Source organism: Streptomyces sp. WAC03905 (assembly GCF_057371075.1).
Window position 1 is genome coordinate 5,535,758 of record NZ_JBXYDZ010000003.1, and the last position, 24,410, is coordinate 5,560,167.

The window sequence follows — 24,410 nt, forward strand, 5'->3', positions numbered from 1 at the left end:
CACGTACACAAGGAGACCCGCCTTGATACGCCCTGCCGCAGGAGTGCTCGCCGCCGCCCTGGCCGTGACGCTCCTGCCCGCCCTCCCCGCCGCGGCCGCCGAGGCCAAGGCGCCCGCCCCGCCCTCGGACGCGAAACTGGCCGCCGAGCCGGCCCGTCACGACCTGACCCGCGAGCAGTTCTACTTCGTGCTCCCGGACCGGTTCGCCAACGGTGACCCGCGCAACGACCGCGGCGGACTGACCGGCTCCCGCCTGGAGACCGGCCTGGACCCCACCGACAAGGGCTTCTACCAGGGCGGCGACCTCAAGGGGCTCACCGACCGGCTCGACTACATCAAGGGGCTCGGCACCACGGCCATCTGGATGGCGCCGATCTTCAAGAACCAGCCGGTACAGGGCAAGGGCGACGACGTCTCCGCCGGCTACCACGGCTACTGGATCACCGACTTCACCCAGGTCGACCCGCACTTCGGGACCAACGCGGACCTGGAACGGCTGATCGACAAGGCCCACGCGAAGGGGATGAAGGTCTTCTTCGACGTCATCACCAACCACACCGCCGACGTCGTGGACTACCGGGAGGCCTCCTACTCCTACCTGTCGAAGGGGGCGTTCCCCTATCTGACGAAGGACGGCGCCCCCTTCGACGACAAGGACTACGCCGACGGGAAGAAGAAGTTCCCGAAGGTCGACGGGGAGTCCTTCCCCAGGACCCCGTTCGTGCCGGACGCGAAGAAGAACCTCAAGGTGCCCGGCTGGCTCAACGACCCGACGATGTACCACAACCGGGGTGACTCCACCTTCGCCGGCGAGTCATCCGAGCAGGGCGACTTCTTCGGCCTCGACGACCTGTGGACCGAGCGCCCCGAGGTCGTCAGCGGCATGGAGAAGATCTACGAGAAGTGGGTCAAGGACTTCCGGATCGACGGCTTCCGCATCGACACGGTCAAGCACGTCAACACGGAGTTCTGGACCCAGTGGGCGACCGCCCTCGACGCGTACGCGGCGAAGCGCGGCCGCGACGACTTCTTCATGTTCGGCGAGGTCTACTCCGCCGACACCGCCGTCACCTCCCCGTACGTGACGCGCGGCCGTCTGGACGCCACCCTGGACTTCCCGCTCCAGGACGCGATCCGCGCGTACGCCTCCCAGGGCGCGGGTGCCTCCCGGCTGGGCTCCGTCCTCGCCGACGACTACCGCTACACCTCGGGCAGGGCGAACGCCTACGAGCAGGTGACCTTCCTCGGCAACCACGACATGGGCCGCTTCGGTTCCTTCCTGAAGCAGGACCGGCCGGACGCCGGCGAGCAGGAGCTGCTGGCCCGCTACCGTCTCGCCAACGAGCTGATGTTCCTCTCCCGCGGCAACCCGGTGATCTACTCCGGTGACGAGCAGGGCTACACCGGCGCGGGCGGCGACAAGGACGCGCGCCAGCCGCTGTTCGCCTCGAAGACCGCCGACTACCTGGACGACGACCAGCTCGGAACGGCGCGCACGCACGCGAGCGATGCCTACGATCCGGAGCACCCCCTCTACAAGGAGATCAGTGCTCTCTCGAAGCTGACCAAGGCCCACCCGGCGTTGCGCGACGGCATCCAGAGCGAACGCTTCTCCGACGGCGGCGTGTACGCCTTCGCCCGCACCGACGCCCGCACCCGTACCGAGTACCTGGTCGCCGCGAACAACGGCGCCGAGTCCCGCACCGTCGAGATCGACGCCCCGGCCGGCGCCCAGTACCGCACCCTGTACGGCGGCACCGCCCTGATCCGCGCCTCCGCCGCGGGCAGGCTCACCGTCGTCGTCCCCGCCCTCGGCTCGGTGGTCCTCCAGGCCGTCAAGCCGCTCGCCGCGCCCACCGCCAAGCCCGCCCTGACCCTCAAGGCCCCGGCTCCCGGCGCCGCCGGCACCGTCGAGCTGTCCGCCGACGTCAGCGGCGGCGGCCTGAACCGGGTCGTCTTCGCCGCGCAGACCGGCAACGACCCGTGGCAGGTCCTCGGCTCCGCCGACCACGCCCCCTACAAGGTCACCCAGCACGTCACCGCGCCGGCCGGTACCCCGCTGCGCTACAAGGCCGTCGTCGTCGACTCCGCCGGCCGCACCGCGAGCGCCCTCGCCGCGTCCGTCGCCGGCCAGGCCCCGCCCGTAGAGGTGCCCACCGCCACCCAGCGCGACTACGCGGTCGTCCACTACAACCGCCCCGACGGCGACTACACCGACTGGCGGCTGTACGCCTGGGGCGACATCGCCGAGGGCGAGGCCACGCCGTGGCCGGCCGGCCACGCTTTCACCGGCCGCGACGCCTACGGAGCCTTCGCGTACGTCAAGCTCAAGCCCGGTGCCTCCTCGGTCGGTTACCTCGTCATCGACAAGGACGGCAACAAGGACGTCGCCGCCGACCGCACCATCGACGTGACGAAGACCGGCGAGGTCTGGCTCGAGCAGGGCAAGGAGCCCGCCCGCACCGACCGCCCGCCCTACCCGCCGCAGGACCAGGGCAAGGCGGTCCTGCACCACCAGCGCCCCGACGGCGCCTACGACGGCTGGGGCCTGCACGTGTGGACCGGGGCCGCGACCCCGACCGACTGGTCCAAGCCGCTGCCGCCGGCCCGTACCGACTCCTTCGGCGCGGTCTACGAGGTCCCCCTCGCCGCCGGCGCGACCAGCCTCAGCTACATCCTGCACAAGGGCGACGAGAAGGACCTGCCCACCGACCAGTCGCTGGACCTGAAGGCCACCGGCCACGAGGTGTGGATGCTGGGCGGCCAGGAGAAGTACCTCCTGCCGCAGCCCGCCGGCTCCGCCGCCGCCCTCGACCTCACCAAGTCCCAGGCCGTCTGGATCGACCGCGACACCGTCGCCTGGAACGCCCCCGCGGCCGCCGCCTCCGTCCAGCTCCTCGCTTCCCGCGAAGGCGCCGTGAAGGCGGAGAACGGCGCCCTGACCGGCCCGGCCCAGTGGCTGCGGCTGGGCCGCACCGAGCTGACCGCCGCTCAGAAGCAGAAGTTCCCGCACCTGGCCGCCTCCACCGCGTTCCGCGTCGACCCCCGCGACCGTGACCGCGTACGGGAGGCCCTGCGCGGCCAGCTCGTCGCGTCGGCCCGCGCCGCGAACGGCGCCGTCCTCGCCGCGACCGGCGTCCAGCTCGCCGGCGTCCTCGACGACCTGTACGCGACGACCGCCGCCCTCGGCCCGGTCTTCAAGGACGGCCGCCCCACCCTGTCCGTCTGGGCGCCCACCGCCCAGCAGGTCTCCCTCGAACTCGACGGCCGCACCGTCGCCATGCGCCGCGACGACGCCACCGGCGTCTGGTCGGTGCGCGGCGAGCGCTCCTGGACCGGCAAGCCGTACCGCTTCGCGGTGACAGTGTGGGCCCCCAGTGCCCGCCAGGTCGTCCGCAACCTGGTCACCGACCCCTACTCCACCGCCCTGACCGCCGACTCCACCCACAGCCTGGCCGTCGACCTCGCCGACCCGAAGCTGGCCCCGCCCGGCTGGAAGTCCCTGCGCAAGCCCGCGGCGGTGCCGTTCACCTCCGCGCAGATCCAGGAGCTCCACATCCGCGACTTCTCCGTCGCGGACCGCACCAGCGGCCACCCCGGCCAGTACCTGGCCTTCACCGACACCTCCTCGGCGGGCATGCGCCACCTGCGCGACCTGGCCGCCGCCGGCACCTCCTACGTCCACCTCCTGCCCGCCTTCGACATCGGCACCATCCCGGAGAAGGCCGCCGACCGCACCGAGCCCGCCTGCGACCTCACGGTGTACGCGCCGGACTCGCAGGAGCAGCAGGCGTGCGTGGCGGCCGCCGCGGCGAAGGACTCCTACAACTGGGGCTACGACCCGCTGCACTACACCGTTCCCGAGGGCAGCTACGCCAGCGACCCGAACGGCACCGCCCGTACCGTGGAGTTCCGCAGGATGGTCCAGTCCCTGAACGGGGCCGGGCTGCGCACGGTGATGGACGTCGTCTACAACCACACCGTCGCCGCCGGGCAGTCGGACAAGTCGGTCCTCGACCGCATCGTTCCCGGCTACTACCAGCGCCTGCTGGCCGACGGCAGCGTCGCCACCTCCACCTGCTGCGCGAACACCGCTCCCGAGAACGCCATGATGGGCCGCCTGGTCGTCGACTCGATCGTCACCTGGGCGAAGGAGTACAAGGTCGACGGCTTCCGCTTCGACCTGATGGGCCACCACCCGAAGGCCAACATCCTGGCCGTCCGCGCCGCACTGGACGCCCTGACGCCCGCCAAGGACGGCGTCGACGGCAAGAAGATCGTCCTCTACGGGGAGGGCTGGAACTTCGGCGAGATCGCCGACGACGCCCGCTTCGTGCAGGCCACGCAGAAGAACATGGCCGGGACGGGCATCGCCACCTTCTCCGACCGGGCGCGCGACGCGGTCCGCGGCGGCGGCCCCTTCGACGAGGACCCGCGCGTCCAGGGCTTCGCCTCGGGCCTGTTCACCGCCCCGAACGGCTCGCCCGCCAACGGCACCCCCGAGCAGCAGAAGGCCCGCCTCCTGCACGCCCAGGACCTGATCAAGGTCGGCCTCTCCGGCAACCTCGCCTCGTACGCCTTCACCGACACCTCCGGGCGCCGCGTCAAGGGCTCCGAGGTCGACTACAACGGCGCCCCGGCCGGCTACGCGGCCGCCCCCGGCGACGCCCTCGCCTACGCGGACGCCCACGACAACGAGACCCTCGCCGACGCCCTGACCTTCAAGCTCCCACCCGCCACCGCCAACGCCGACAGGGCGCGCATGCAGGTCCTGGCCATGGCGACGGCCACCCTCTCCCAGGGCCCGTCCCTGTCCCAGGCCGGCACGGACCTGCTGCGCTCCAAGTCCCTCGACCGCAACTCCTACGACAGCGGCGACTGGTTCAACGCCATCCAGTGGGACTGCCGCGCCGGCAACGGCTTCGGCCGCGGCCTGCCCCCGGCCGCCGACAACGCCCCGAAGTGGCCCTACGCGAAGCCGCTGCTGACGGGACCGGCGCCCACCTGCACCGACATCGGCGCCACGGCCGCCGCCCACCGCGACCTGCTGAAGATCCGCACCACCGAGCCGGATTTCGCCCTCGGCACGGCGCAGGCCGTCCAGTCCCGGCTGGCGTTCCCGCTCTCGGGCCGGGAGGAGACGCCGGGCGTCATCACCATGGCCCTGGGCGACCTCGTGGTGGTCTTCAACGCCACCCCCACCGCCCAGCCGCAGCGCGTCACCGCCCTCGCGGGCACCGCCCACCGGCTGCACCCGGTGCAGGCCGCGGGCTCCGACGCCACCGTCAAGCAGTCCGCCTACGACGTCACGACAGGAGAGTTCACCGTCCCGGCGCGCACCGTGGCCGTCTTCACACGACGGTGAGCCGGTCGAGCCGCTTCTCCAGCAGGATCACCCCGTAGACCCTGCCGTCCTTGCCCCGCTTGTCGGGGAGCTCGCCGACCACCCGGTAGCCCGCGTCCACGTAGTACGCGAGCAGCCGGGGGTTGGTGGAGACGCAGTCCAGCCGCGCCCGCTCCCGCCCGGTCCTGGCCGTCCGCCGCTCGGCGTGTTCGAGCAGCCGGCGTCCGGCTCCGGCGGGAGCGGTCTCGCGCGAGACCATCAGCCGGTGCACGTAGCCCGCGACCGGCGGCTGGATCCCCCAGGCCTCCTCGTCGGACCACCACAACTCGTAGGCCCCGCACACCCGCCCGTCGGCGTCCCCGGCGAGCCACACCTCTCCGTCGTGCATCTTCGACCGGAAGTGCGCGGCGTCCTTGTCGCCGGGCTTCCACTGTTCGATCCCGTGCTTCACCATCCAGCGGGCGGCCTCGTCGTACAGCCGCACCAGCGTGCCGGCGTCCTTCTCCACGGCCGGCCGGAACAAGATCCCGTCGTCAATGATCACGCGGGCATTATCGGTGATCACCACCGGTGGTGATCAAGGGAGTGCGCGGTATGTGCGCGCCCGGTCACACCGCCGGAGCGGCGCCGCCCGGCACGAGCCCCACCAGTCGCCCCACCAGTTCCCCGAACGGCCCGTCGGCCGGCTCGTCCGCCAGGATCCGTACGAGGACCCCGGCCATCTCCGCGTCGTACGCGGCGCTCACCGCGGCCAGCGCCGCGAAGTCGTGCACCAGCTGCAGCTCCAGCTCACCCCGCGGGATCCGGCGCCCGTCCAGCCAGATCAGCGCGGTGGACTCGGCGAGCGACACCCAGGAGCGCACCACGAGTTCGAGCCGGGCCGGCACCTCGTCCGGCCCGATCCCCAGGTGCGTGAGGATCTGCTCGTACGCCGCCTGCCGGACCTCGTCGATCATCGCGTTGGCCCGGCTGCTGCCGGCCGCGGGACCGCCGCGCATCAGGGCCGAGAAACCGGGCCCGTGGTCCTCGACGAACGCGAAGAACCGCCCCATGACCCGCAGCAGGCGCGCCCCGAGCGGCCCCTCCCGCGGCTCCACGAACCGCTGCGCCAGCTCGTCGGCGGCCCGCCGCAGCGCCGCCTCGTACAGGCTGAGCTTGCCGGGGAAGTAGTGGTAGACCAGCGGCCGGGATATCCCCGCGGCCGCCGCGATCTCGTCGATCGACACATCGTCGGGCGAGCGGTGGCTGAACAGCTCCAGGGCAACCCCGATCAGCTGCTGCCGCCGCTCCTCGACACCCATCCTGCGCCGCACTCCGGTCGTCATGCGGACACCCTACTGGGGAGCCTTCACAGGTCCAGGGCGAGGCGGTCCCCCTTCGCCCGCGAGACGCACAGCAGCATCGACTCCCCGCGCTCCTGGTCGGTGAGCAGGTCGTCGCGGTGGTCCACCTCGCCCGCGAGGACCCGGTGTTGGCAGGTCCCGCAGAAACCCTGCTCGCACGAGTACGGGGTGTCCGGCAGCTCGCGGCGCACCGCGGCGAGCGTGCTCTCCTGCGCGCCGACCTCGACGACCCGTCCCGAGCGGCGCAGTTCGACCGTGAAGGCCCGCGCCGGTCCGGGCGCCGCGGACGGGGCGAACCGCTCCAGGTGCACGGCCGCCGGGTCCCGGACCGCCGCGGTGACGGCCGCCATCAGGGGTTCGGGGCCGCAGCAGTAGACCAGGGTGCCGGGCGCGGTCCGCGCCAGCGGGGTGAGGTCGGGGAGGCCGACCTCGTCCTCGGGATGGACGGTGACGCGGTCACCGTAGGCCGCGAGGTCGTCCAGGAAGGGCATCGAGTCGAGGGAGCGGCCGCCGTACACGAGGGTCCAGTCGGCGCCCGCCGCGGTGGCGGCGCGCAGCATCGGCAGGATCGGGGTGATGCCGATGCCGCCCGCGACGAACGCGTACGACGGCGCCGGGAGCAGCTCGAAGCGGTTGCGCGGGGGCCGCAGTTCCAGCTCGGCCCCCTCGACGAGCTGGGCGTGCGCCTCGCGGGAGCCGCCCCGGCCGTCCTCGACCAGCCGGATGGCGATCCGGTAGCGGCCCTCGTCCGCCGGGTCGCCGCACAGCGAGTACTGCCGGACCAGCCCCGAGGGAAGGGTGACGTCGACGTGCGCGCCCGGCGTCCACGCGGGCAGCTCCGGTGATTCCAGGGCCAGTTCCAGTACGTTCTGCGCCGGCTGGGTGCGGGAGACGATCAGGGCGCGCAGCGCGCGGCGCGGCGAGTGGCCCGAGACCGGCACCTCCAGGGCGGGCAGGGGCCACAGCGGGGAGTCGCCGATGCGGCGGTTCAGGGACCGCCGGGCCGCCCAGGCCGCGCCCGCGACCGCCGCTCCCACCGTCACGGCGAGCGCGCGCCTCATGCCCGCACCCCGCCGTTCGCGCCGGGGGAGGAGGCCAGGTAGGCCACCGCCTGGGCGGTGGAGCCCTCCTGGGAGGGGTGGTACGTGCGGGAGAGGTACTTCGGGATGGACTGCAGCATGGAGCCCGCCGAGGGGAGCACCCCCTGCCGGCCGGCCTGGAGGAACTGCCCGAAGGAGGCCTTGCCGTCGGTGAGGTGGGGGTCGTTCTCCATGAAGAAGCGGACGCCGCGCTGCCACAGGAAGACCAGGGCGGAGAAGGCCGTCGCCCAGGTCCGGGCCCGGCGCCGGTAGCCGCCGTCGACGTGCATGAAGAGGTCGAAGGCCACCGAGCGGTGCTCGACCTCCTCCGCGCCGTGCCAGCGCAGCAGGTCCAGCATGGTGGGGTCGGCGCCGCGCCGGTCGAGGGCGTCGGCGTTGAGCACCCAGTCGCCGAGGAACGCCGTGTAGTGCTCGATCGCCGCGATCATCGCGATCCGCTCCATCAGCCACCAGTGCCGGGCGCGGCCCGGCGGCAGGGTCCGGTCGCCGAGCAGCTTCTCGAACAGCCAGTCCACCTGGGCGGTGTAGGGCGTCGGGTCGAGGCCGAGCCGCTTGAGGTGCGGGAGGACGTCGTCGTGGGCGGCGGCGTGCATGGCCTCCTGGCCTATGAAGCCGACGACGTCCTCCCGCAGCCGCTCGTCCTCGATGTGGGGGAGCGCCTGCTTGTAGACGTGCACGAACCACCGCTCGCCGGCGGGCAGCAGCAGGTGCAGCACGTTGATCATGTGCCCGGCGAAGGGCTCGCCGGGCAGCCAGTGCAGCGGGGTGTCCTCCCAGCCGAAGGACACGTTCCGGGGCCTGAGGTCCACGTGTTCCGACGCCACGGGGGCGGGCGCGAGCGGCGTATTAGACATGGCGTCAATGTACTGATGGGTACAGGGAGTGAGAAGACCCCTGCGCCGACTTCTCGCGCCCGCCGCCGTCCGGGGCGGTCAGCGTCCGGTGCTGCCGCTCGCCAGGGCCCACTCGCGGTTCAGCGAGCCGAGCGGGATCTTCCGCTCGAAGGCGGGCGTGCCGAAGAGGGAGAGCTGGAGCTGGAGGTTCCCGCTCAGGTCGAACCCGCCGTACAGTGCCCAGGCCCCGTTGACGGAGGCCTTGCCGTCGCTGGACGCGGTCGCCTTGACGTCGGCCTCGCCGCGCAGGTAGGGCGCGAAGTCGCCGGTGACGCCGACGGCGCCGTAGAGGCCGACGGACGCCTCGGCGCCGAGCGCGCCCTTGACCTTCCCGGCGGCGGTGACGGTCGCCCGGACCGGCGTGCTCTGCACGTTCGAGGAGCTGACCGGGGTCCAGCCCTTGCCGAAGGCGTAGCTGCCGCCGACCTTGAAGTCGCCCTTGACGTCCTGCTGGACGTCGAGGGTGACCTTGCCGTCGGCCTCCACCTGGATGTAGCAGGTCAGGCCGAGGTTGACGACGACCGGCACCGGGCCGACCTGGATGACCGGCGAGCTGTGCAGCTTGGCGAAGGGGATCCGCTTGGGCGCTCCCGTGCTCGCCGCGGCCCGGCCCTGGAGCTTCCACTGCGAGGACCAGTCGCCGCTCATCCCGAGGAACGCGCCGCGCGGGCCGGAGCCGCCGCCCCGGGCGCCGTCGTAGGAGAACTCGACCTGCGGGGCGAGCTGGACGAAGCCGGAGACCGAGGCCCCGGCCGAGGCCGGGGCGTCCGGGGCGGTGTCGACGGCGGCGTTCACGTCGAGCCGCAGGTTCCCGAGCGGCAGCTTGGCGCCCTCGGGACCGAACTTCAGGCCCTCGCTCTTGGCCCAGGAGAAGGTGACACCCTTCATCAGGGGTTCGACGACGACCGTCGACGGGTCGACGGGGACCTTGCCGTCGGCCTTGTCGTCGTTGAGGACGGCGGCCAGGGTCGTCGAGGCGGTCTTGACCTCGGTGCCGCGGTCGGTCTTGCCGACGACCTCGGTGACTTTGGCGAGCAGGCCGTCGGGGGCGCCGGGCGCCGGGGCGCTGGCGATCACGTCACCCGCCGCCACGGGCTTCTCGGCCTCGGGCGACGCGTCCTTCGAGGGTCCTGCGGAGGGCCCCTTCGGCGGGGCCTTGGCTATGACGGCCCGGCCGCTGGCCGCGTCGTACGAGGCGACCTTCAGCGTGGACTTCTCCGTCCTGCCCTTGGAGCCGCCGCGGGCCACGGCCGCGGGCGTGGGCTCGCCCTGGGGCGCCGCGGCCACGTCCAGCTGCTGCGACGTGCCGTCGGCGGACGGGGTGAGGGGGGCGGGCGCGGCCGGTTCGGCGGCGCCGTCGTGGGATGTCGATGCGCAGCCGGTGGCGGTGAGCGCGAGGGCGGTCAGACCGGGGAGGAGGAGGCTGCGGGCAAGCGTGCGCACGTGGTGGACCTTCAAAAGGGGCAGGGGTGTGGGGGATTACCGAGCGGTAACCGGAATCCGATCATGCCACGTGTGCGCAGTGGCCGTCATGCCCGGATCCCGCCAACTCCCCTCGGCCGCTTGGTCGTTGAATCTTCACCCGACTTCGTGGCCGACCTGCCCCGTCCCCGTCGTCAGCGCAGCACGCCCGCCTTCGTCCCGTCCGTGAGCCTGCCCGACAGGTCGACCTGCGCTCCGGCCGGTGCCTTGACCGCCAGCCGGTTGCCGTTCGCCGAGCCGTTCACCCCGCCGCCCGACACCGACAGCGAGGCGAACTGCGCGCTGCCCGCCGCCAGGACGTACCACTGACCCGCCCGCGACTTCCACAGCACGCCCGCCAGCACCCGCGGCTCCCGGGGCCCGCAGGCCGCGGCCCCTTCCGCGGCCGCGGCCTGCGCCGCCGCGGCCGAGCCCGGCGCCAGGAACTGGGCCTGCACACGATCCGCCGCACCCTGCCATGTCTCGGCCCGGGTGCAGAGCCAGGTGGCCGTCCCGTCGCCCTCCGGCAGCGGCTGCTTGGCGTACGTCCAGGCGTTGACCGTGCGGACCCCGTGCGAGCGGACCGACGGCAGCAGGCAGGCGATCCTCGACCAGTCCGCCAGCTCCGCGGCCTCCGTCACGTTCCGCTCGGCCCCGGGCGCCCCCGAGGTGAGCCGGGCCGGGGTCAGCTCACCCAGGTCGGTGATCAGACGGGTGGCTCCGTCGCCGGTCAGGGACAGGGCGTTCCAGCTCGTGCAGTCACCCGTCGGCGCCGGGCCCGGGACCGGCGGGGTCACGCCGTCCTGGGTCGGCTTCAGCGCGGGCGCGGGACCACCCGGCTTGAGCAGGTCCCGCAGGGCCACGCCCGTCACCCAGGGGGCGGTCAGGTAGCGGACGTTGCCGTCGACGCGGCTCACGACCAGCGCGGTCGCGGTGTCCGCGGAGGCGCCGTCGGTCCGGGCGAAGTCCAGGGCCGCGCCGGCGGATCCGGAGCGCGGTTCGGCGTAGCGGACCACGCGCAGGCCGTCGTGCAGCAGGACCACGACGGCCTGGTCCACGACCCCGGCGAACAGCAGCTGCGCCGGCCCCATCGGCGGCCCCGACGGGGTCCCCGGGGTGGCGGAGACGACCACGGAGGAGCCGGGCCGCGCCCAGACGGCCAGCGCCCGGCGCAGCAGCGCCGTGTCGTCCGTGCGGTCCCCGCGGGCCGGCCAGGTGGAGAAGTCCGTACGGGAGGAGGTGTGCCAGAGCGCGGGCGCCGCCCGGACCAGCTTCCCCGGATCCAGGGCCAGTTCGGCAGCGGCGTTGCGCGCGTACGGCGGGGCGGCGGCCCCGTCCGCGCCCCAGCCCCCGCCGGGCAGCGCGAGCAGCGCCCCGCACACGGCGAGCGCGGCCGCGGCGGCGAGGGCGGCCCGCGTCAGCCGGCGGCGCCGCAGCAGGTCGGTGGGCCGGGCCTGGAGCACGCACGGATCGAACTCGGGTGAGGCGAACAGCGCGTCGTTCGCCGGGTCCCCCGACTCCCGGGCCGCGGCGGCCGGGTCCGGCACGCCGGCCTGGTCGAGCACCCGCAGCACCTCCGGCTCGGGCAGCCGCTCCAGGGCCCGCAGGACGCAGGCGGCCCGGCCGGGACCGTCGAGGGTGGCCAGCCACTGGTCGAGGGCCAGCTCCTCGGCCCCGCCCGAGCGCGGGAACAGCCGCAGCCCCCACACCTGGGGCAGCGCCGGCGGCAGCTGCGCCCGCCGGGGCAGCGCCCGGAACGTCAGCGGGAGCCCCGCCTCCAGGGCCGCGCGGAGCACCCGCAGCCGGACGTACGCGTAACCGGAGTCCTCCGGGCCGCCGCGTTGCCCCGGCACCCCGCCCTGCACGGCGGCGGCGCCGGCCGCCGCGTCCCGCCGCCCGCGCGGCAGCGCCCGCTGGACGAGCGAGTGCGCGGTGAGCACCCGCCGGTTCCGGCCGAGAGTGGGGGGCAGCACCAGATAGGCCAGCCGCACCAGCCGCGGGTAGTGCTCGACGATGGCGGCCTCGGCCTGCTCGACGTCCGGCGGCACGGGAGCCACGGGGGGCAGGGGGCGGGTGGCGGTATCCGGCGCAGTCACGTTCAGCAGAACGAGCGAATCGTCGGATGGTCACCCCCTCCCGCCCGCGGCGCGGATCAGCCCACCAGGTGGGCGCGGAGCGCCTCGACCGTCCCGTCCGGGACGCCGAGCCCCTCGCGCACGTACTTCTCCATGGAGCCGTACCGCGTCTCGACCTCGTCGAGGGCGGCCTCCAGGTAAGAGGGGAAGACCCCGATCAGCGCCAGTGCGATGTCCGGGTTGCCGCCGGCCGCCGTGAAGCCCTCGATCATCGGGGCGAAGGCCTGCTTGACCGCCGGGTTCACCGAGAGGTATTCCGCCATCAGGGTGTCGTCGTCCGCGCCGAGCAGCGACAGGATGACCGTCGCACCCCAGCCGGTGCGGTCCTTGCCGGCCGTGCAGTGGAACAGCAGCGGCCCCGCCTCCGGGTCGGCGGCCTCGGTGAGCAGCATGCGGTAGGCGGCCTGCGCGGAGCCGGAGTGCACGAAGGACCGGTAGGTGTCGGCGAAGAGGGCCTGCGCCTTGCCGCCGCCCAGGTGCTCCTCGGCCACCACCGGGTCGGAGAGCAGGTCCTTGAGCTGCGCGGCGGCGGGCTTCTTCCCGGCCGTACGCAGCTTGTCCGCGAGGACGTCGCCGATCAGGAGCCGGGCCCCGGCCGGTACGCGGTCGGGATGGTCGGCGCGCTCGGCGTCGGTGCGGAAGTCGATGACGGTGCGCACGCCCAGCGCCGCCACCACCGGGTCGGCGTCGAGGTCGAGCCGGTCGAGCTGCCCGGAGCGCAGGACCAGCCCGGGGCGGACCGTGCGGCCGCCGGAGAGCGGGGTGCCGCCGAGGTCGCGCAGGTTGGCGACGGTGGTGGACGGGGTGGCGGTCATCGTGGCGGCTCCAGCGGTGTTCATTCAGATGATTCAGGCTATTTTCAGACGGTTTGCCCGGAGGCGGTAATCGAGGGCCAGCGAGACCCCTATGCCGATCCCGAGCGCCGCGAAGTGCCCCGCGTCCGTGAAGGTCCGGCCCCGTTTCAGGACCGGCGCGGCGGCGAGCGCCAGCAGTCCGGCCCGTGCGGCGGTGCGCACGGCCCCGCGGGGCAGGGCGGAGGTCAGCGCGCCGAGGACGGCGTTGAACCCGTAGCTCGTGCCCACGTCCAGGGCGCGCCGGGTCGCGGCGTCGGTGCTCCTGCGCAGCGCCCCGTACACCAGGAGGGTCGCCGAGGCGTGCCCGAACAGGAACACCGCCGCCGTCCACCAGGCCCCGTACGCGTATTCCGCGTAGCCCAGTACCGCCACCAGCAGCAGCGCGTACGGCAGGGGCATCGGCTCTTCGACGACGAGGGCGCTGCTCAGCAGCGTCTCCCAGCGCCCGGAGGCGAGGTTGTCGACGTTCGTCGAGCAGCCCCGGAGCAGTCGCTCCCGGTCGGCCGGTCCGGTGCGCTCCAGCGCGTACGCCCCGAGCTGGACCCCGCCGGCGTACACCGCGCCCCATGGAATTGGATTCACATGCTCATGATCGGATAAGCCACTGGCGGAAGCCAAGGGGCCCCGTGCGAACATGTCCCGGCCATGTTCGAATCCTTCGCGCCACTGCGCGCCACCCGAGCCGCGATGTTCGCGGCGATGTGCGTCGCGCTGGGCGCGGTGGGGCATTCCTACATGTCCGGGACCGATGTCCCCTCCCTGGCCTTATGGGTGCTTTCGCGGCGACCTTCGGGCTCGCCTGGCTCGCCGCCGGACGACGCCGGGGAGCCGTGGGGATCACCGTGGCCGTGCTGTCCGTACAGGGCGTGCTGCACCTGGTCTTCTCCGGCAGCCAGACGGCCGGCGCCGCCACCGGGTCCGACGCGGTCCAGCACCACCACCACGCGTCCGCGGCCGACGCGGGCACGGCGGCCGCGGCGGGCACCGCGGACGTGGCGGGCATGGCCGACATGGCAGACATGGCCGGTCACGGCGGCGCCGGGATGATCGCCGCGCACGTGCTCGCCGGGCTGCTCTGCGCCGCCTGGCTCGCCCGGGGGGAGGCCGCCGTCTTCCGGCTGGCCCGCGTCCTGGGCGCCGCCGCCCTCCACGCCGCCCGGCCGCTCGCCCGCGCCCTCGACCTCGTGCGGGCCCGGGCGGCGGCCCCACCGGCCCCGTCCGCCTTCCCCGTCCTGTATCCGGACCGGCGGCCGGGCCGGCTGCGCGGAGCGGTCCACGCCCACGCCGTGGTGCGCCGCGGGCCGCCCCGGGGCGGCAGCGCACACCGTCCCACGGCCCCCGGCCGTCCTGCCCGCGCCTGACCGGCGCACCTCCACGGCGCGCCCGTGCGGGGGAGGCGAAGCCCGGGGCCGCAGTCCCCATGCCTTCACCGACCCCGAGGACCACCATGTCCCTTGACGAGGTTCAGGACGTCCGCACCCCGGACTCCGACCCGCCCGCCCCCTCCACGAGCCGCGCCGGCACCTGGGCGGCCGTACGCCCCCTGCTCCTGCGCATGCACTTCTACGCGGGCCTGCTCATCGCCCCGCTGCTGTTCCTCGCCGCCGCCACCGGCCTGCTCTACGCCGCCTCCTGGCAGGCCGAGAAGATCGTCTACTCCGACGAGCTGACCGTCGCCCGCGTCGGCGACGGCGCCCTCCCGCTCAGCGCCCAGGTCGAGGCCGCCAAGGGCGCCGCACCGCAGGGCGAGGTCGTGTCCGTGTGGCCCGGCCCCGACCCCGAGGCCACCACCCGGGTGATCATGGAGAGTTCGGGTCTCGCCGAGGGCGAGACCCTCACCGTCTTCGTCGACCCGTACACCGCCGAGGTGCGCGGGCAGCTCACCACCGTCGGCGACGCGCTGCCGCTGCGGGCCTGGCTGAGCACGTTCCACTCCAACCTCCAGCTCGGGGAGTTCGGCCGCAACTACAGCGAGATGGCCGCCAGTTGGATGTGGGTGGTCGCGCTCGGCGGCCTCGCCCTGTGGATCGGCCGCCGCCGCAAGCGCAGGGCGCAGCTCGTCCTCCCCGACCGCGGGGCCACCGGGCGCCGCCGGACCCTGTCCTGGCACGGGGTCGTCGGCCTCTGGTCGGTCGCCGGACTCGTCGTGCTCTCCGTCACCGGCCTGACCTGGTCGAAGTACGCCGGTGAGAACATCGGGCAGCTCCAGGACAGCCTCGGCGGGGCCACCCCCGCCGTCTCCGCCAAGCTGAACCCGGGCGAGGGGGCCGGCGGAGCCGACGAGCACGCGGGCCACCACATGCCCGACGGCGCGGAGACGCCGCCCCCGCCCGCACCCACCGCGGACGTCGGCATCGACCGGGCCGTGGCCGCCGCCCGCGACGCCGGCGTCAGCGAGGAGATCCGCGTGACCCTGCCCGCCGAGGGCAAGGGGTACGTGATCAAGGAGCAGGACAAGCAGGTGCCGGTGCACTTCGACACCGTCGCCGTCGACCCGGCCGACGCCCGCGTCATGGACGAACTGCGCTTCGCCGACTATCCGCTCCTCGCCAAGATGACCCGCTTCGGCATCGACCTGCACATGGGCCAGACCTTCGGGATCGTCAACCAGATCGTGCTCGCCGCGCTGGCCGTCGGCCTGATGCTGCTCATCTTCTGGGGCTACCGCATGTGGTGGCTGCGCCGGCCGACGAAGGACCGCACGCTGTCGGTGGGCCGGGCCCAGCCGCGCGGCGCCTGGCGCAGGCTGCCCGTGACCGTGCTGCTCCCGCTGGCTGCCGTGACCGCGCTCGTGGGCTGGTTCGTCCCGCTGCTCGGGATCAGCCTGGCCGCCTTCCTGGCGGTGGACCTGCTGCTCGGCCTCCTGGCACGCCGCCGGGCCGGATCCGCGGCCGCGGCCGCGTAGCGCCGAGGCGCTGAACGCGGTGGGCCCGTACCCCTCGGGGTACGGGCCCACCGTCGTTCACGGGTCCGGTCAGGGGGCGTACTTGTAGCCCACCCGGCGCACCGTCTGGATGGCGCCGCGGTGGGACCCGCCCAGCTTGCGCCGCAGCCGGGCGATGTGGACGTCCACGGTCCGGCCGTCGCCCACGTGGCCGTAGCCCCACACGGTGGTGACCAGCTGGTCCCGGCTGTGCACCCGGTGCGGGTGCTGCACGAGGTGGGCCAGCAGCTCGAACTCCAGGTACGTCAGGTCCAGTACGCGGCCGTCGACCTCGGCGGTGCGCTGCGCCGCGTCGATCCGGATCAGGGCGTCGTCCGCGGCGGACGCCCCCGCCGGACCGGGGACGGCCTGCGGCGCGAAGGCGATCGGCGGCTGCTGGTCGGCGGGGACGAGGACCAGGTAGCCGACCATCGGCGGCTGGCCCGGCAGTGCCGGGAGGGTGTGCTGGGGAGCGGGCAGCCAGGTGGCACCGGGCGGAAGGAAATCCGCGACCCGGGCCACCTCGTCCCGGTCCACGGCACGCAGCCGGTGGCGGGGACTGGGCGGATAGGCCGGGGCGGTGGCGGTCGCAGCGGAGGTCAGGGAGCGGGTGTTCGCCATGAGTGGTCAGCTCTTTCACGCGGAGTGGTCGGCAGGAGACGTACGTGCGTCGTCGATGTCGTACCGCGCAGACCGAAGGCCTCGGAGAAACCGGAGGAGAGGTCCCGGAGGCTTTAGAGGGCCGGCGCGTTCTTCGCGCGGCAACACTCACGATCGAAGTCGTGGTCCTGACGGGACGGCCAGAACGGCTCGAGGTCGCTGCGACCTGACGAGGTGTGCGGATGGCTGGCCATGGCCCCATTCAAGCAGAAGCGCCGCCTCCCGGGCAGGCCGCGTCTCGCATCACGGACCACTGTCTCACGATACGGCCGATCGGCCCGGCAAACCAGGACAATCCCCCAACGCCCCAGTCGCCTCCGCCAGTCCAGTCCCGTCACCCTCCCGGCCGCCGCGGCCCGGTTCCGCCGTGCCGCCCGGTACTGACGGCGCCCGCCGGGCCCCGGGGGGCTCGGCGGGCGGTGGGTTCGGGGGACGGGGGGGTTCGGGGGACGTGGGTTCGGCGGGACGTGGGGGCGGGGCCTCAGGCCAGGCCGTCCTTCTCCAGGCCGGTGCAGCAGGTGTCCGTGATCAGGCGGGTCACCACGTACGGGTCCACGTTCGCGTTCGGGCGGCGGTCCTCGATGTATCCCTTGCCGTCCTTCTCCACCTGCCACGGGATGCGGACGGAGGCGCCGCGGTCCGAGACGCCGTAGCTGAACTCGTTCCAGGGAGCGGTCTCGTGCAGACCCGTCAGGCGCTCGTCGATGCCGGCGCCGTAGTTCTTGACGTGGTCGAGCGGCTTGCTGCCCTCGCCCAGCGCCTCGCACGCCGAGATGATCGCGCGGTAGTCCTCGCGCATCGACTTCGTGGAGAAGTTGGTGTGCGCACCCGCGCCGTTCCAGTCGCCCTTCACCGGCTTCGGGTTCAGCGTCGCGGAGACGTTGAAGTCCTCGGCGGTGCGGTAGAGCAGCCAGCGCGCGATCCACAGCTGGTCGGAGACCTCCAGCGGGCCCACCGGGCCGACCTGGAACTCCCACTGGCCCGGCATGACCTCGGCGTTGATGCCGGAGATGCTCAGGCCCGCGGCGAGACAGTGGTCCAGGTGCTTCTCGACGATCTCGCGGCCGAAGATCTCGTCCGCGCCGACACCGCAGTAGTAGCCGCCCTGCGCGGCCGGGAAGCCGCCCACCGGGAAGCCCAGCGGACGGGCGCCGTCGAAGAACGTGTACTCCTGCTCGATGCCGAAGATCGGCTCCTGGCCGGCGAACTTCTCGGCGACCGGACGCAGCAGCGCGCGGGCGTTCGACTCGTGCGGGGTCATGTCGATGTTCAGGACCTCGCACAGCACCAGGACGTCGTCACCGCCGCGGATCGGGTCCGGGCAGGAGAACACCGGCTGCAGGACCCGGTCGGACGCGTGCCCCTCGGCCTGGTTGGTGCTCGATCCGTCGAAGCCCCAGATCGGCAGCTCGGCGCCGTCGGCCAGGATCTTCGTCTTGGAGCGAAGCTTCGCCGTCGGCTCGGTGCCGTCGATCCAGATGTATTCAGCCTTGTAGCTCACGGGCCCCATCCTCAGACTCTGCGGGTGCTGCTGGACGCTGCTTCATCGCCGCGGTGTTGACCGCAGCGTGCCCGCCCGCGATTTCTCATCCGTTGCCCGTGTGTGAACCTCGTGTTACCGAGGTTTACGCCTCTGGTCGGGCTACGTGTGCGGGTTGGCGGTCGAGCACCCGTCCGGGTGGGGCACACTGGCCGCGTGAGCATTTCGTCTGATTTGAGCCCCGCCGCGACCGCCGCCGGTCCGACCCCCGCAGGCCCGCGCCCCCGGGTCGGACTGCTGGGCACCGGCCCCTGGGCGCACCGCACCCACGCCCCCGCCCTCGCCGCCCACGCCGACTCCGAGTTCGCCGGTGTGTGGGGCCGCCGGCCCGAAGCCGCCGCGGAGCTGGCGGACGAGTACGGCGTGAAGGTGTACGACGACCCCGACGCGCTGTTCGCCGACTGCGACGTCGTCGCCTTCGCCCTCCCGCCCGACGTCCAGGCCCCGCTCGCCGTGCGCGCGGCCGCCGCCGGATGCCACCTGCTGCTCGACAAGCCCGTCGCGACGATCCCGCAGGACGCCCGGGCCGTCGCCGACGCGGTCGCCCGGCACGGGGTCGCCTCCGTCGTCTTCCTCACCCTGCGCTTCGCCGAGCCCACCGCGGGCTGGGTCGCCGAGCAGGCCGCCCGCACCGGCTGGTTCACCGCGGCCGCGCACTGGCTCGGAGCCGTCTTCCCGCCCGACGGCACGCCCAGCGCCTACGCCGACTCGCCCTGGCGCAAGGCCAAGGGCGGCCTGTGGGACGTCGGACCGCACGCCCTGTCCGTCCTGATCCCGATCCTCGGCGACGTCACCGCCGTCAGCGCCACCCGCGGCCCGTCCGACGTCGTCCAGCTGGCGCTGCGGCACGCCTCCGGTGCGGCCAGCACCGCCGTGCTCAGCCTGGGCGCGCCGCGCGCGGCCGCCGGAGTGGGGCTGGAGGTGCGCGGCACCGAGGGCGTGCACGAACTGCCCGGCTGGAGCGACGTACCCGGCGCCTACGGACGGGCCCTCGACGCGCTGCTCACGGCGGCCCGGACGGGCGTACCGGACCCGCGCGGCGCGGAGTTCGGCGCGCGGCTGACGGAGATCCTCGCGCAGGCGGAGGCCCAGCTCCCGGCGTAGGGGCGCGACGGCTATTTGATGAGGGCGTTGGCGACGATGATGGCGAGGCCGATGGCGGCGTCGGCCAGGCCGATGAGCAGCGCCCGGGTCAGCCGGTGGCCCACGCGCAGGGCCACGAGTGCGCCCCAGCCGAAGAGCAGGGCGGTGTTCAGGCCGAGCCCGCCGGCCGTCACGTCGTAGGCGTCCCAGCCGCCGAGCCCCGCGGCGGTCAGCAGCAGGACGGTGGGGAGGGTGGCCACGACCAGGGGCCACTCGCTCCACAGGGCCCCGGCCAGGAGCCGCCACCTGCGTGCCCCGAAGCCCTCCTGGTGCGCGGCGGAGGCCATGTGGTGCGAGTAGCCGTGCGCGAGCCCGGCCGTGGCCGCCGTCACCAGCACCCAGCTGGCGTCGTAGAAGGGCGTGAAGTCTTCCCCCTCCTGGTGCAGCGCGGCCATCAGGGCGCTGGCCAGGACGGTTCCGTAGACCCCGCCGAACATCCAGTCGGTGTGCCGGTGGGGCGGGGGCGCGGTCCGGGTCTCTTCCTGCGGCTGTTGTGCGGTCACGTCGGGTCCTTTGGTGCGATATGTCCTCTTCGGTGCTCCGGCCACCCTACGAGAGGAACCCGTGGGGCCGAGATGAAGAAGGTCCCGTCCGGCCGCCGCGAGTCCCGGCGGCCGGACGCGTCATCCGCCGCCCTTCATCGGTCCGTCGCCGCCCGGTGGACCACCTCCGCCAGGGCGTCCAGGGCCCGGCCGAAGGCCGACTCCGGGGGAGCGGCGTATCCGACGACCAGCCCCTCGCGGGGCGGGTTCGGGTCGGTGGGGTGCCGGTAGGAGGAGAGGCCGTCCAGGGCCAGGCCCGCGCCCTCCGCCGCCGCGAGGGCCCGGGCCTCGCGCCCCGGCGGGAGTTCCACCACGGCGTGCAGCCCGGCCGCGATTCCGGTGACCCGGACCTCCGGGGCCCGTGCGGCCAGTACGGAGACCAGCTGGTCGCGGCGGCGTCGGTAGCGCAGGCGCATCCGCCGCACGTGCCGGTCGTACGCCCCGCAGTCGAGGAAATCGGCGAGGGCCAGCTGGTCCAGGGCGCTCGCCCAGGACTCCCGCAGCCCCTTCGCCGCCAGCACCGGTCCGACCAGGTGGTCCGGGAGGGCCAGCCAGCCCAGGCGGAGGGCGGGGGAGAGGCTCTTGCTGAGCGAACCCGCGTACACCACGTGCTCCGGAGCCAGGCCCTGCACCGCGCCGACCGGCTTGCGGTCGTAGCGGAACTCCCCGTCGTAGTCGTCCTCCACGATCACGCCGCCGGTGGTGCGGGCCCATTCCACGGCGGCGGCCCGCCGGGCGGGCAGCAGGGCGCACCCGGTCGGGAACTGGTGCGCCGGAGTCAGCAGCAACGTACGGGCCCGCGAGGGGATTTCCTCCGTCCGGGCGCCGTCCGCGTCGATCGCGACGGGGTGCGGGCGGACCCCGGCGGCGTCGAGGATGCCGTGGTGGAAGGGGAGTCCGTACGCCTCCACGGCCCAGTCCCGGGGGCGCAGCGACGCCAGGAGGCGCAGCCCGTTGGCGAAGCCGGAGCAGATGACGATGTTCTCGGGGCGGGTCCGCACGCCCCGCGTCCGGGACAGGTAACCGGCCAGGGCCTGCCGCAGCTCGGGACGGCCCCGCGGGTCGCCCGGACCGAACGCCTCGGTGGGCGCCCCCGCGAGGGCCCGCCGGGCGCTGGTGGCCCAGGGCCCCCGCGGGAAGGAGGCGGGGTCGGGCTTGCCCTGGAGCAGGTCGTGCCGGGGCGGTGCCGGCGGCGGGCCGGTCCCGCCGGCCGGCGCGGGCGGGCGCACCACCCCCTCCGCGACGCGGGTGCCGGAGCCCTGCCGGGCTGTGAACCAGCCCTCGGCGACCAGTTCGGCGTAGGCGTCGGCGACGGCGTTGCGGGCCAGACCCAGGTCGGCGGCCAGGGTCCGGTACGGGGGCAGCCGTGTCCCGCCGGCCAGTCGGCCACTGCGCACGGCGTCGCGCAGGGCCCGGGCGAGGGCGGTGCGCCGGGGGCCTTCGGCGGGCAGGTCCAGGTGCAGGTCGGACCCGGAGGGGGAGGCGGAGGCGGTCACCGGTGGGGCTCCGACACGAAGACGGCATGGGTGGCCGTCAGGAAGCGCCGGACGACGGCCCGTTCGACGGGGTCGAAGGAGTCCAGTACCCCCAGCACGCCGTCGATCAGCGGCCCGAAGAACTCCCGGCCCAGCCGGACCGCCCCCGGCTCCACCCGGAGCAGGATGCGGCGCCGGTCCTGGTCGTCGCGGACCCGGGCCACGTGGCCGAGCCGCTCCAGCCGGTCGATCACGGCGGTCGTGCCCGCCGAGTTGAGGCCGAGCCGGGCGCCGAGCAGGCCCGCCGTGGCCGGCTCGGCCGCGCGGTCCGCGTCCAGCAGGCAGATCAGGGCCCGTACGTCGGTGGGGTGCATGCCGTTGCGGGCCGCGAACTCCGCCTGGCGCAGGCCGAAGTCGACGCTCACCGCCCGCAGCAGATGCACCAGCTGCAGATTGTCGGGCTCGCGGCCGTCCGGTGCGCGGCCGTCCGGTGCGCGGCCGTCCGGTGCGCGGTCGCCCGGTGCGCGGCCGTCCGGCTCGTGGCCGTCCGGTGCGCGGTCGCCCGGTGCGCGGCCGTCCGGTGCGCGGCCGTCCGGTGCGCGGTCGCCCGGTGCGCGGCCGTCCGGCTCGTGGCCGTCCGGTGCGCGGTCGCCCGGTGCGCGGCCGTCCGGCTCGTGGCCGTCCGGTGCGCGGTCGCCCGGTGCGCGGCCGTCCGGCTCGTGGTTGTCGTGCACATCGCCTCCCGCCTAATATCTCGCTCAGCGAGATTATCGCCCGGCGAGACATTGGAGCAGCCCGTGTCCTCTCCCTCACCCATTCCCTCTCCCTCCGCCTCTCCCGGCCACGCCTCCTTCCGGGCCGCCTACGACGCCGTGCTCGGCGGATGGCCCGGCCCCGTCGAGGGCGCCGACGTGCCGACCCCCTTCGGGACCACCCGCGTCAACAGCTGCGGCCCGGCCGGCGCCCCGCCCCTGGTCCTGCTGCCGGGCGGCGGCGCCACCTCCACGGTGTGGGGCGCCTGCGCCGCCGCCGGGGCGGCCCGCACCCACCGGCTGCACGCCGTGGACCTGCTGGGCGAACCAGGGCTCGGCGCCCCGGAGCCCGGCCGGGCCCTGCGGACCCCCGAGGACCTGGCCGTCTGGCTCGACGCGGTGCTGGACGCGGTGCTCGACGGGACCGGGCGCGCTCCGGTGACCCTCGGCGGGCACTCGTACGGGGCCTGGATCGCCGCCCACCACGCGGCCCGGCGGCCCGGCCGCGTCGACCGCCTCGTCCTGCTCGACCCGACGCAGGTCTTCGCGGGGCTGCGGCCCGGCTACGTCCTGCGCGCCCTGCCCATGCTGCTGCGGCCGACCCCGGAGCGGATCCGCTCCTTCCTCGCCTGGGAGACCCGCGGGGCCGCCCTGGACCCGGCGTGGCTCCGGCTGCAGGACGAGACCGCCCGCTTCCCTACCGTCCGGCCCGTCACCGGCCCGCGCCCCGACCCGAGCCGGGCGGGGATCCGGGTGGACGTCCTGTTCGCCGGGCGGGCCCGCTGCCACGACCCCGCCCGGGCGGCCCGCGCCGCGCGCGAGGCGCTGCCGGGCGCGCGGGTCGACGTACTGCCCGGGGTCTCGCACCACGCGCTGCCCCTGACGGCGGCCGCCCGGATCGCCGACCTCCTCACGGGCTGAGCCCTGCGCGGCAGCGCCGCATCGACCGAAACAATCGCTATTTTCCTGGTATGTCCGCCGGTCAGGCCCTCGCTGCCACCTCCGCCACCGCCCCGCTCGCGTCCCCGCAGCCCCGCCTGCTCTACGACGCCTGCCCGCTCTGCTCCGACCCCGGGATCTCCGTCCTGAGGACCGGAGACTGCTCGCAGCACCCGCTCTACAAGCCCGTCGTCGCACCGGTCATGACCTGGATGAGCTGCGCCGCCTGCGGCCACGTCTTCACCGACGGCTACTTCTCCGACGAGGTCTCGGCCGAGATCTTCTCCGCGACCAACCCGAACCAGCAGCCCGGCGCCGGCTTCGAGCAGAACCGCTACACCTCGGCGCGCATCGTCGAACGCGTCGCGCGCTTCGTCCCCGAAGGCCGCTGGCTCGACGTCGGCTTCGGCAACGGATCGCTGCTCTTCACCGCCGAGGAGTGGGGCTACGAGCCGCAGGGCCTCGACCTGCGGCCGTCCACGGCGGAAGGGCTGCGCCGACTCGGCATCGAGGCGCACTGCGCCGACCTCACCGCACTCGACGCCCCCGGCCGGTACTCCGTGATCAGCCTTGCCGACGTCCTGGAGCACATGCCGTACCCCGGCGAGGGCCTGGCCGCCGCGCACCGTCTGCTGCGCGACGACGGCGTGGTCTTCGCGTCGATGCCCCACTACGGCTGCTCCGTCTGGCGCCTGCTCGACGCCGCCGAGGCCAACCCCTACTGGGGCGAGCTGGAGCACTTCCACAACTTCAGCCGCCGGCGCCTCTACGCGCTGATGGAGGAGCAGGGCTTCGCGCCCCTCCACTACGCGGTCAGCGAGCGCTACCGCGCCTGCATGGAGGTCATCGCCCGCCGCGTCTAGCCCTTCCGGGACAGGGCGTCGCGGACGGCCTCCTCGGAGCGGGCGACCACGGCCGTGCCGTCCTCGGCGGTGATGATCGGGCGCTGGATGAGCTTCGGATGCGCGGCCAGATGGGCGATCCACCGGGCGCGCGCCGCGTCCGTCTCCTCGCGCGGCAGGTCCCGGACACCGGTCTCCTTGGCCAGTGGGTCCGAGGTGCGCGTGATGTCCCACGGCTCCAGTCCCAGACGGCCCAGCACCTCGCGGATCTCCTCCTCGGAGGGCACGTCCTCAAGGTAGCGGCGCACGGTGTAATCGGCGCCCTCCGCGTCCAGCAGGGTGAGCGCGCTGCGGCACTTGGAACAGGCGGGATTGATCCAGATCTCCATGCGTTCCACCCTACCCAGGGCCCGTCTGGCCAGGGGCTTCTGTCAGTGGTCCCCGGTAAAATCGAAGGAGAACGA

General features: G+C 74.0%; 20 protein-coding genes. 6 read left to right on the forward strand and 14 right to left on the reverse strand.

Annotation, left to right across the window (positions count from 1 at the left end; all coding sequences use genetic code 11):
- The first annotated feature begins 22 nt into the window (after window positions 1–22).
- Window positions 23–5,365 carry a pullulanase-type alpha-1,6-glucosidase gene (pulA, locus tag AC2RP6_RS27535; protein ID WP_486448627.1) on the forward strand — a complete coding sequence of 1,781 codons (5,343 nt, stop codon included), beginning with the start codon at window positions 23–25 and terminating at the stop codon, window positions 5,363–5,365.
- Here the strand turns inward: pulA and AC2RP6_RS27540 are convergent.
- From AC2RP6_RS27540 to AC2RP6_RS27575, 8 genes are all read right to left on the reverse strand, one after another.
- Complete coding sequence (locus AC2RP6_RS27540; protein WP_486448628.1) at window positions 5,352–5,888, reverse strand: GNAT family N-acetyltransferase; 537 nt, start codon at window positions 5,886–5,888, stop codon at window positions 5,352–5,354. The two genes, pulA and AC2RP6_RS27540, sit on opposite strands and share 14 nt — an antisense overlap.
- Before the next feature lie 64 nt (window positions 5,889–5,952).
- On the reverse strand, window positions 5,953–6,669 hold the full coding sequence (locus AC2RP6_RS27545; protein WP_486448629.1) for a TetR/AcrR family transcriptional regulator: 717 nt from the start codon (window positions 6,667–6,669) through the stop codon (window positions 5,953–5,955).
- Window positions 6,670–6,692: 23 nt separating this feature from the next.
- Window positions 6,693–7,748: a PDR/VanB family oxidoreductase gene (locus AC2RP6_RS27550; RefSeq protein WP_486448630.1), complete on the reverse strand. Its 1,056-nt coding sequence runs from the start codon at window positions 7,746–7,748 to the stop codon at window positions 6,693–6,695.
- Window positions 7,745–8,641 carry a metal-dependent hydrolase gene (locus AC2RP6_RS27555; protein WP_486448631.1) on the reverse strand — a complete coding sequence of 299 codons (897 nt, stop codon included), beginning with the start codon at window positions 8,639–8,641 and terminating at the stop codon, window positions 7,745–7,747. Before AC2RP6_RS27555 ends, AC2RP6_RS27550 begins: the two co-directional genes overlap by 4 nt.
- Before the next feature lie 78 nt (window positions 8,642–8,719).
- Complete coding sequence (locus AC2RP6_RS27560) at window positions 8,720–10,123, reverse strand: hypothetical protein (protein WP_486448632.1); 1,404 nt, start codon at window positions 10,121–10,123, stop codon at window positions 8,720–8,722.
- 173 nt (window positions 10,124–10,296) lie between these two features.
- The gene (locus tag AC2RP6_RS27565) at window positions 10,297–12,237 is read right to left on the reverse strand and encodes a hypothetical protein (RefSeq protein ID WP_486448633.1); all 1,941 of its coding nucleotides are present in this window, start codon (window positions 12,235–12,237) and stop codon (window positions 10,297–10,299) included.
- Between the two features lie 56 nt (window positions 12,238–12,293).
- Window positions 12,294–13,091 carry a tyrosine-protein phosphatase gene (locus AC2RP6_RS27570; RefSeq protein ID WP_486450464.1) on the reverse strand — a complete coding sequence of 266 codons (798 nt, stop codon included), beginning with the start codon at window positions 13,089–13,091 and terminating at the stop codon, window positions 12,294–12,296.
- A gap of 33 nt (window positions 13,092–13,124) precedes the next feature.
- The gene (locus AC2RP6_RS27575; RefSeq protein WP_486448634.1) at window positions 13,125–13,712 is read right to left on the reverse strand and encodes a rhomboid-like protein; all 588 of its coding nucleotides are present in this window, start codon (window positions 13,710–13,712) and stop codon (window positions 13,125–13,127) included.
- Window positions 13,713–13,897: 185 nt separating this feature from the next.
- On the opposite strand from AC2RP6_RS27575, the gene AC2RP6_RS27580 reads away from it, so the two are divergent.
- Entirely contained in the window at window positions 13,898–14,491 is a 594-nt protein-coding gene (locus AC2RP6_RS27580) for a hypothetical protein (protein WP_486448635.1), read from the forward strand.
- A gap of 86 nt (window positions 14,492–14,577) precedes the next feature.
- Complete coding sequence (locus AC2RP6_RS27585) at window positions 14,578–16,035, forward strand: PepSY-associated TM helix domain-containing protein (RefSeq protein ID WP_486448636.1); 1,458 nt, start codon at window positions 14,578–14,580, stop codon at window positions 16,033–16,035.
- Between the two features lie 69 nt (window positions 16,036–16,104).
- On the opposite strand, the gene AC2RP6_RS27590 is transcribed toward AC2RP6_RS27585, so the two are convergent.
- Entirely contained in the window at window positions 16,105–16,674 is a 570-nt protein-coding gene (locus tag AC2RP6_RS27590) for a winged helix-turn-helix domain-containing protein (RefSeq protein ID WP_486448637.1), read from the reverse strand.
- Window positions 16,675–17,194: 520 nt separating this feature from the next.
- Window positions 17,195–18,214, reverse strand: coding sequence for a glutamine synthetase (gene glnII, locus AC2RP6_RS27595; protein WP_486448638.1), 1,020 nt, complete (start codon window positions 18,212–18,214; stop codon window positions 17,195–17,197).
- A 201-nt stretch (window positions 18,215–18,415) separates the two neighbouring features.
- Here glnII and AC2RP6_RS27600 point away from each other — a divergent pair, with 201 nt between their 5' ends.
- Window positions 18,416–19,357: a Gfo/Idh/MocA family protein gene (locus tag AC2RP6_RS27600; protein ID WP_486450465.1), complete on the forward strand. Its 942-nt coding sequence runs from the start codon at window positions 18,416–18,418 to the stop codon at window positions 19,355–19,357.
- Window positions 19,358–19,368: 11 nt separating this feature from the next.
- Here the strand turns inward: AC2RP6_RS27600 and AC2RP6_RS27605 are convergent, their stop codons facing one another.
- The 3 genes from AC2RP6_RS27605 to AC2RP6_RS27615 form a co-directional block, all read right to left on the reverse strand.
- Window positions 19,369–19,899: a hypothetical protein gene (locus AC2RP6_RS27605; protein ID WP_486448639.1), complete on the reverse strand. Its 531-nt coding sequence runs from the start codon at window positions 19,897–19,899 to the stop codon at window positions 19,369–19,371.
- Window positions 19,900–20,033: 134 nt separating this feature from the next.
- On the reverse strand, window positions 20,034–21,434 hold the full coding sequence (pdxR, locus tag AC2RP6_RS27610) for a MocR-like pyridoxine biosynthesis transcription factor PdxR (protein ID WP_486448640.1): 1,401 nt from the start codon (window positions 21,432–21,434) through the stop codon (window positions 20,034–20,036).
- Window positions 21,431–21,865, reverse strand: a complete 435-nt coding sequence (locus AC2RP6_RS27615; protein ID WP_486450466.1) for a MarR family transcriptional regulator — start codon at window positions 21,863–21,865, stop codon at window positions 21,431–21,433. Before AC2RP6_RS27615 ends, pdxR begins: the two co-directional genes overlap by 4 nt.
- A 345-nt stretch (window positions 21,866–22,210) precedes the next feature.
- Here AC2RP6_RS27615 and AC2RP6_RS27620 point away from each other — a divergent pair, with 345 nt between their 5' ends.
- Window positions 22,211–23,086: an alpha/beta fold hydrolase gene (locus AC2RP6_RS27620; RefSeq protein ID WP_486448641.1), complete on the forward strand. Its 876-nt coding sequence runs from the start codon at window positions 22,211–22,213 to the stop codon at window positions 23,084–23,086.
- 50 nt (window positions 23,087–23,136) lie between these two features.
- Entirely contained in the window at window positions 23,137–23,967 is an 831-nt protein-coding gene (locus AC2RP6_RS27625; protein ID WP_486448642.1) for a class I SAM-dependent methyltransferase, read from the forward strand.
- Here AC2RP6_RS27625 and AC2RP6_RS27630 read toward each other — a convergent pair.
- On the reverse strand, window positions 23,964–24,335 hold the full coding sequence (locus AC2RP6_RS27630; protein WP_486448643.1) for an ArsC/Spx/MgsR family protein: 372 nt from the start codon (window positions 24,333–24,335) through the stop codon (window positions 23,964–23,966). The genes AC2RP6_RS27625 and AC2RP6_RS27630 overlap by 4 nt on opposite strands.
- Window positions 24,336–24,410 lie beyond the last annotated feature (75 nt).

What these genes read in the sequence shown, in the direction of transcription:
- AC2RP6_RS27545 (WP_486448629.1), bottom strand. Translation starts at nt 6,669, where the DNA reads ATGACGACCGGAGTGCGGCGCAGGATGGGTGTCGAGGAGCGGCGGCAG.
- AC2RP6_RS27550 (WP_486448630.1), bottom strand. Translation starts at nt 7,748, where the DNA reads ATGAGGCGCGCGCTCGCCGTGACGGTGGGAGCGGCGGTCGCGGGCGCG.
- AC2RP6_RS27555 (WP_486448631.1), bottom strand. Translation starts at nt 8,641, where the DNA reads ATGTCTAATACGCCGCTCGCGCCCGCCCCCGTGGCGTCGGAACACGTG.
- AC2RP6_RS27570 (WP_486450464.1), bottom strand. Translation starts at nt 13,091, where the DNA reads ATGACCGCCACCCCGTCCACCACCGTCGCCAACCTGCGCGACCTCGGC.
- AC2RP6_RS27580 (WP_486448635.1), top strand. Translation starts at nt 13,898, where the DNA reads ATGGGTGCTTTCGCGGCGACCTTCGGGCTCGCCTGGCTCGCCGCCGGA.
- AC2RP6_RS27585 (WP_486448636.1), top strand. Translation starts at nt 14,578, where the DNA reads ATGTCCCTTGACGAGGTTCAGGACGTCCGCACCCCGGACTCCGACCCG.
- AC2RP6_RS27590 (WP_486448637.1), bottom strand. Translation starts at nt 16,674, where the DNA reads ATGGCGAACACCCGCTCCCTGACCTCCGCTGCGACCGCCACCGCCCCG.
- AC2RP6_RS27625 (WP_486448642.1), top strand. Translation starts at nt 23,137, where the DNA reads ATGTCCGCCGGTCAGGCCCTCGCTGCCACCTCCGCCACCGCCCCGCTC.
- AC2RP6_RS27630 (WP_486448643.1), bottom strand. Translation starts at nt 24,335, where the DNA reads ATGGAGATCTGGATCAATCCCGCCTGTTCCAAGTGCCGCAGCGCGCTC.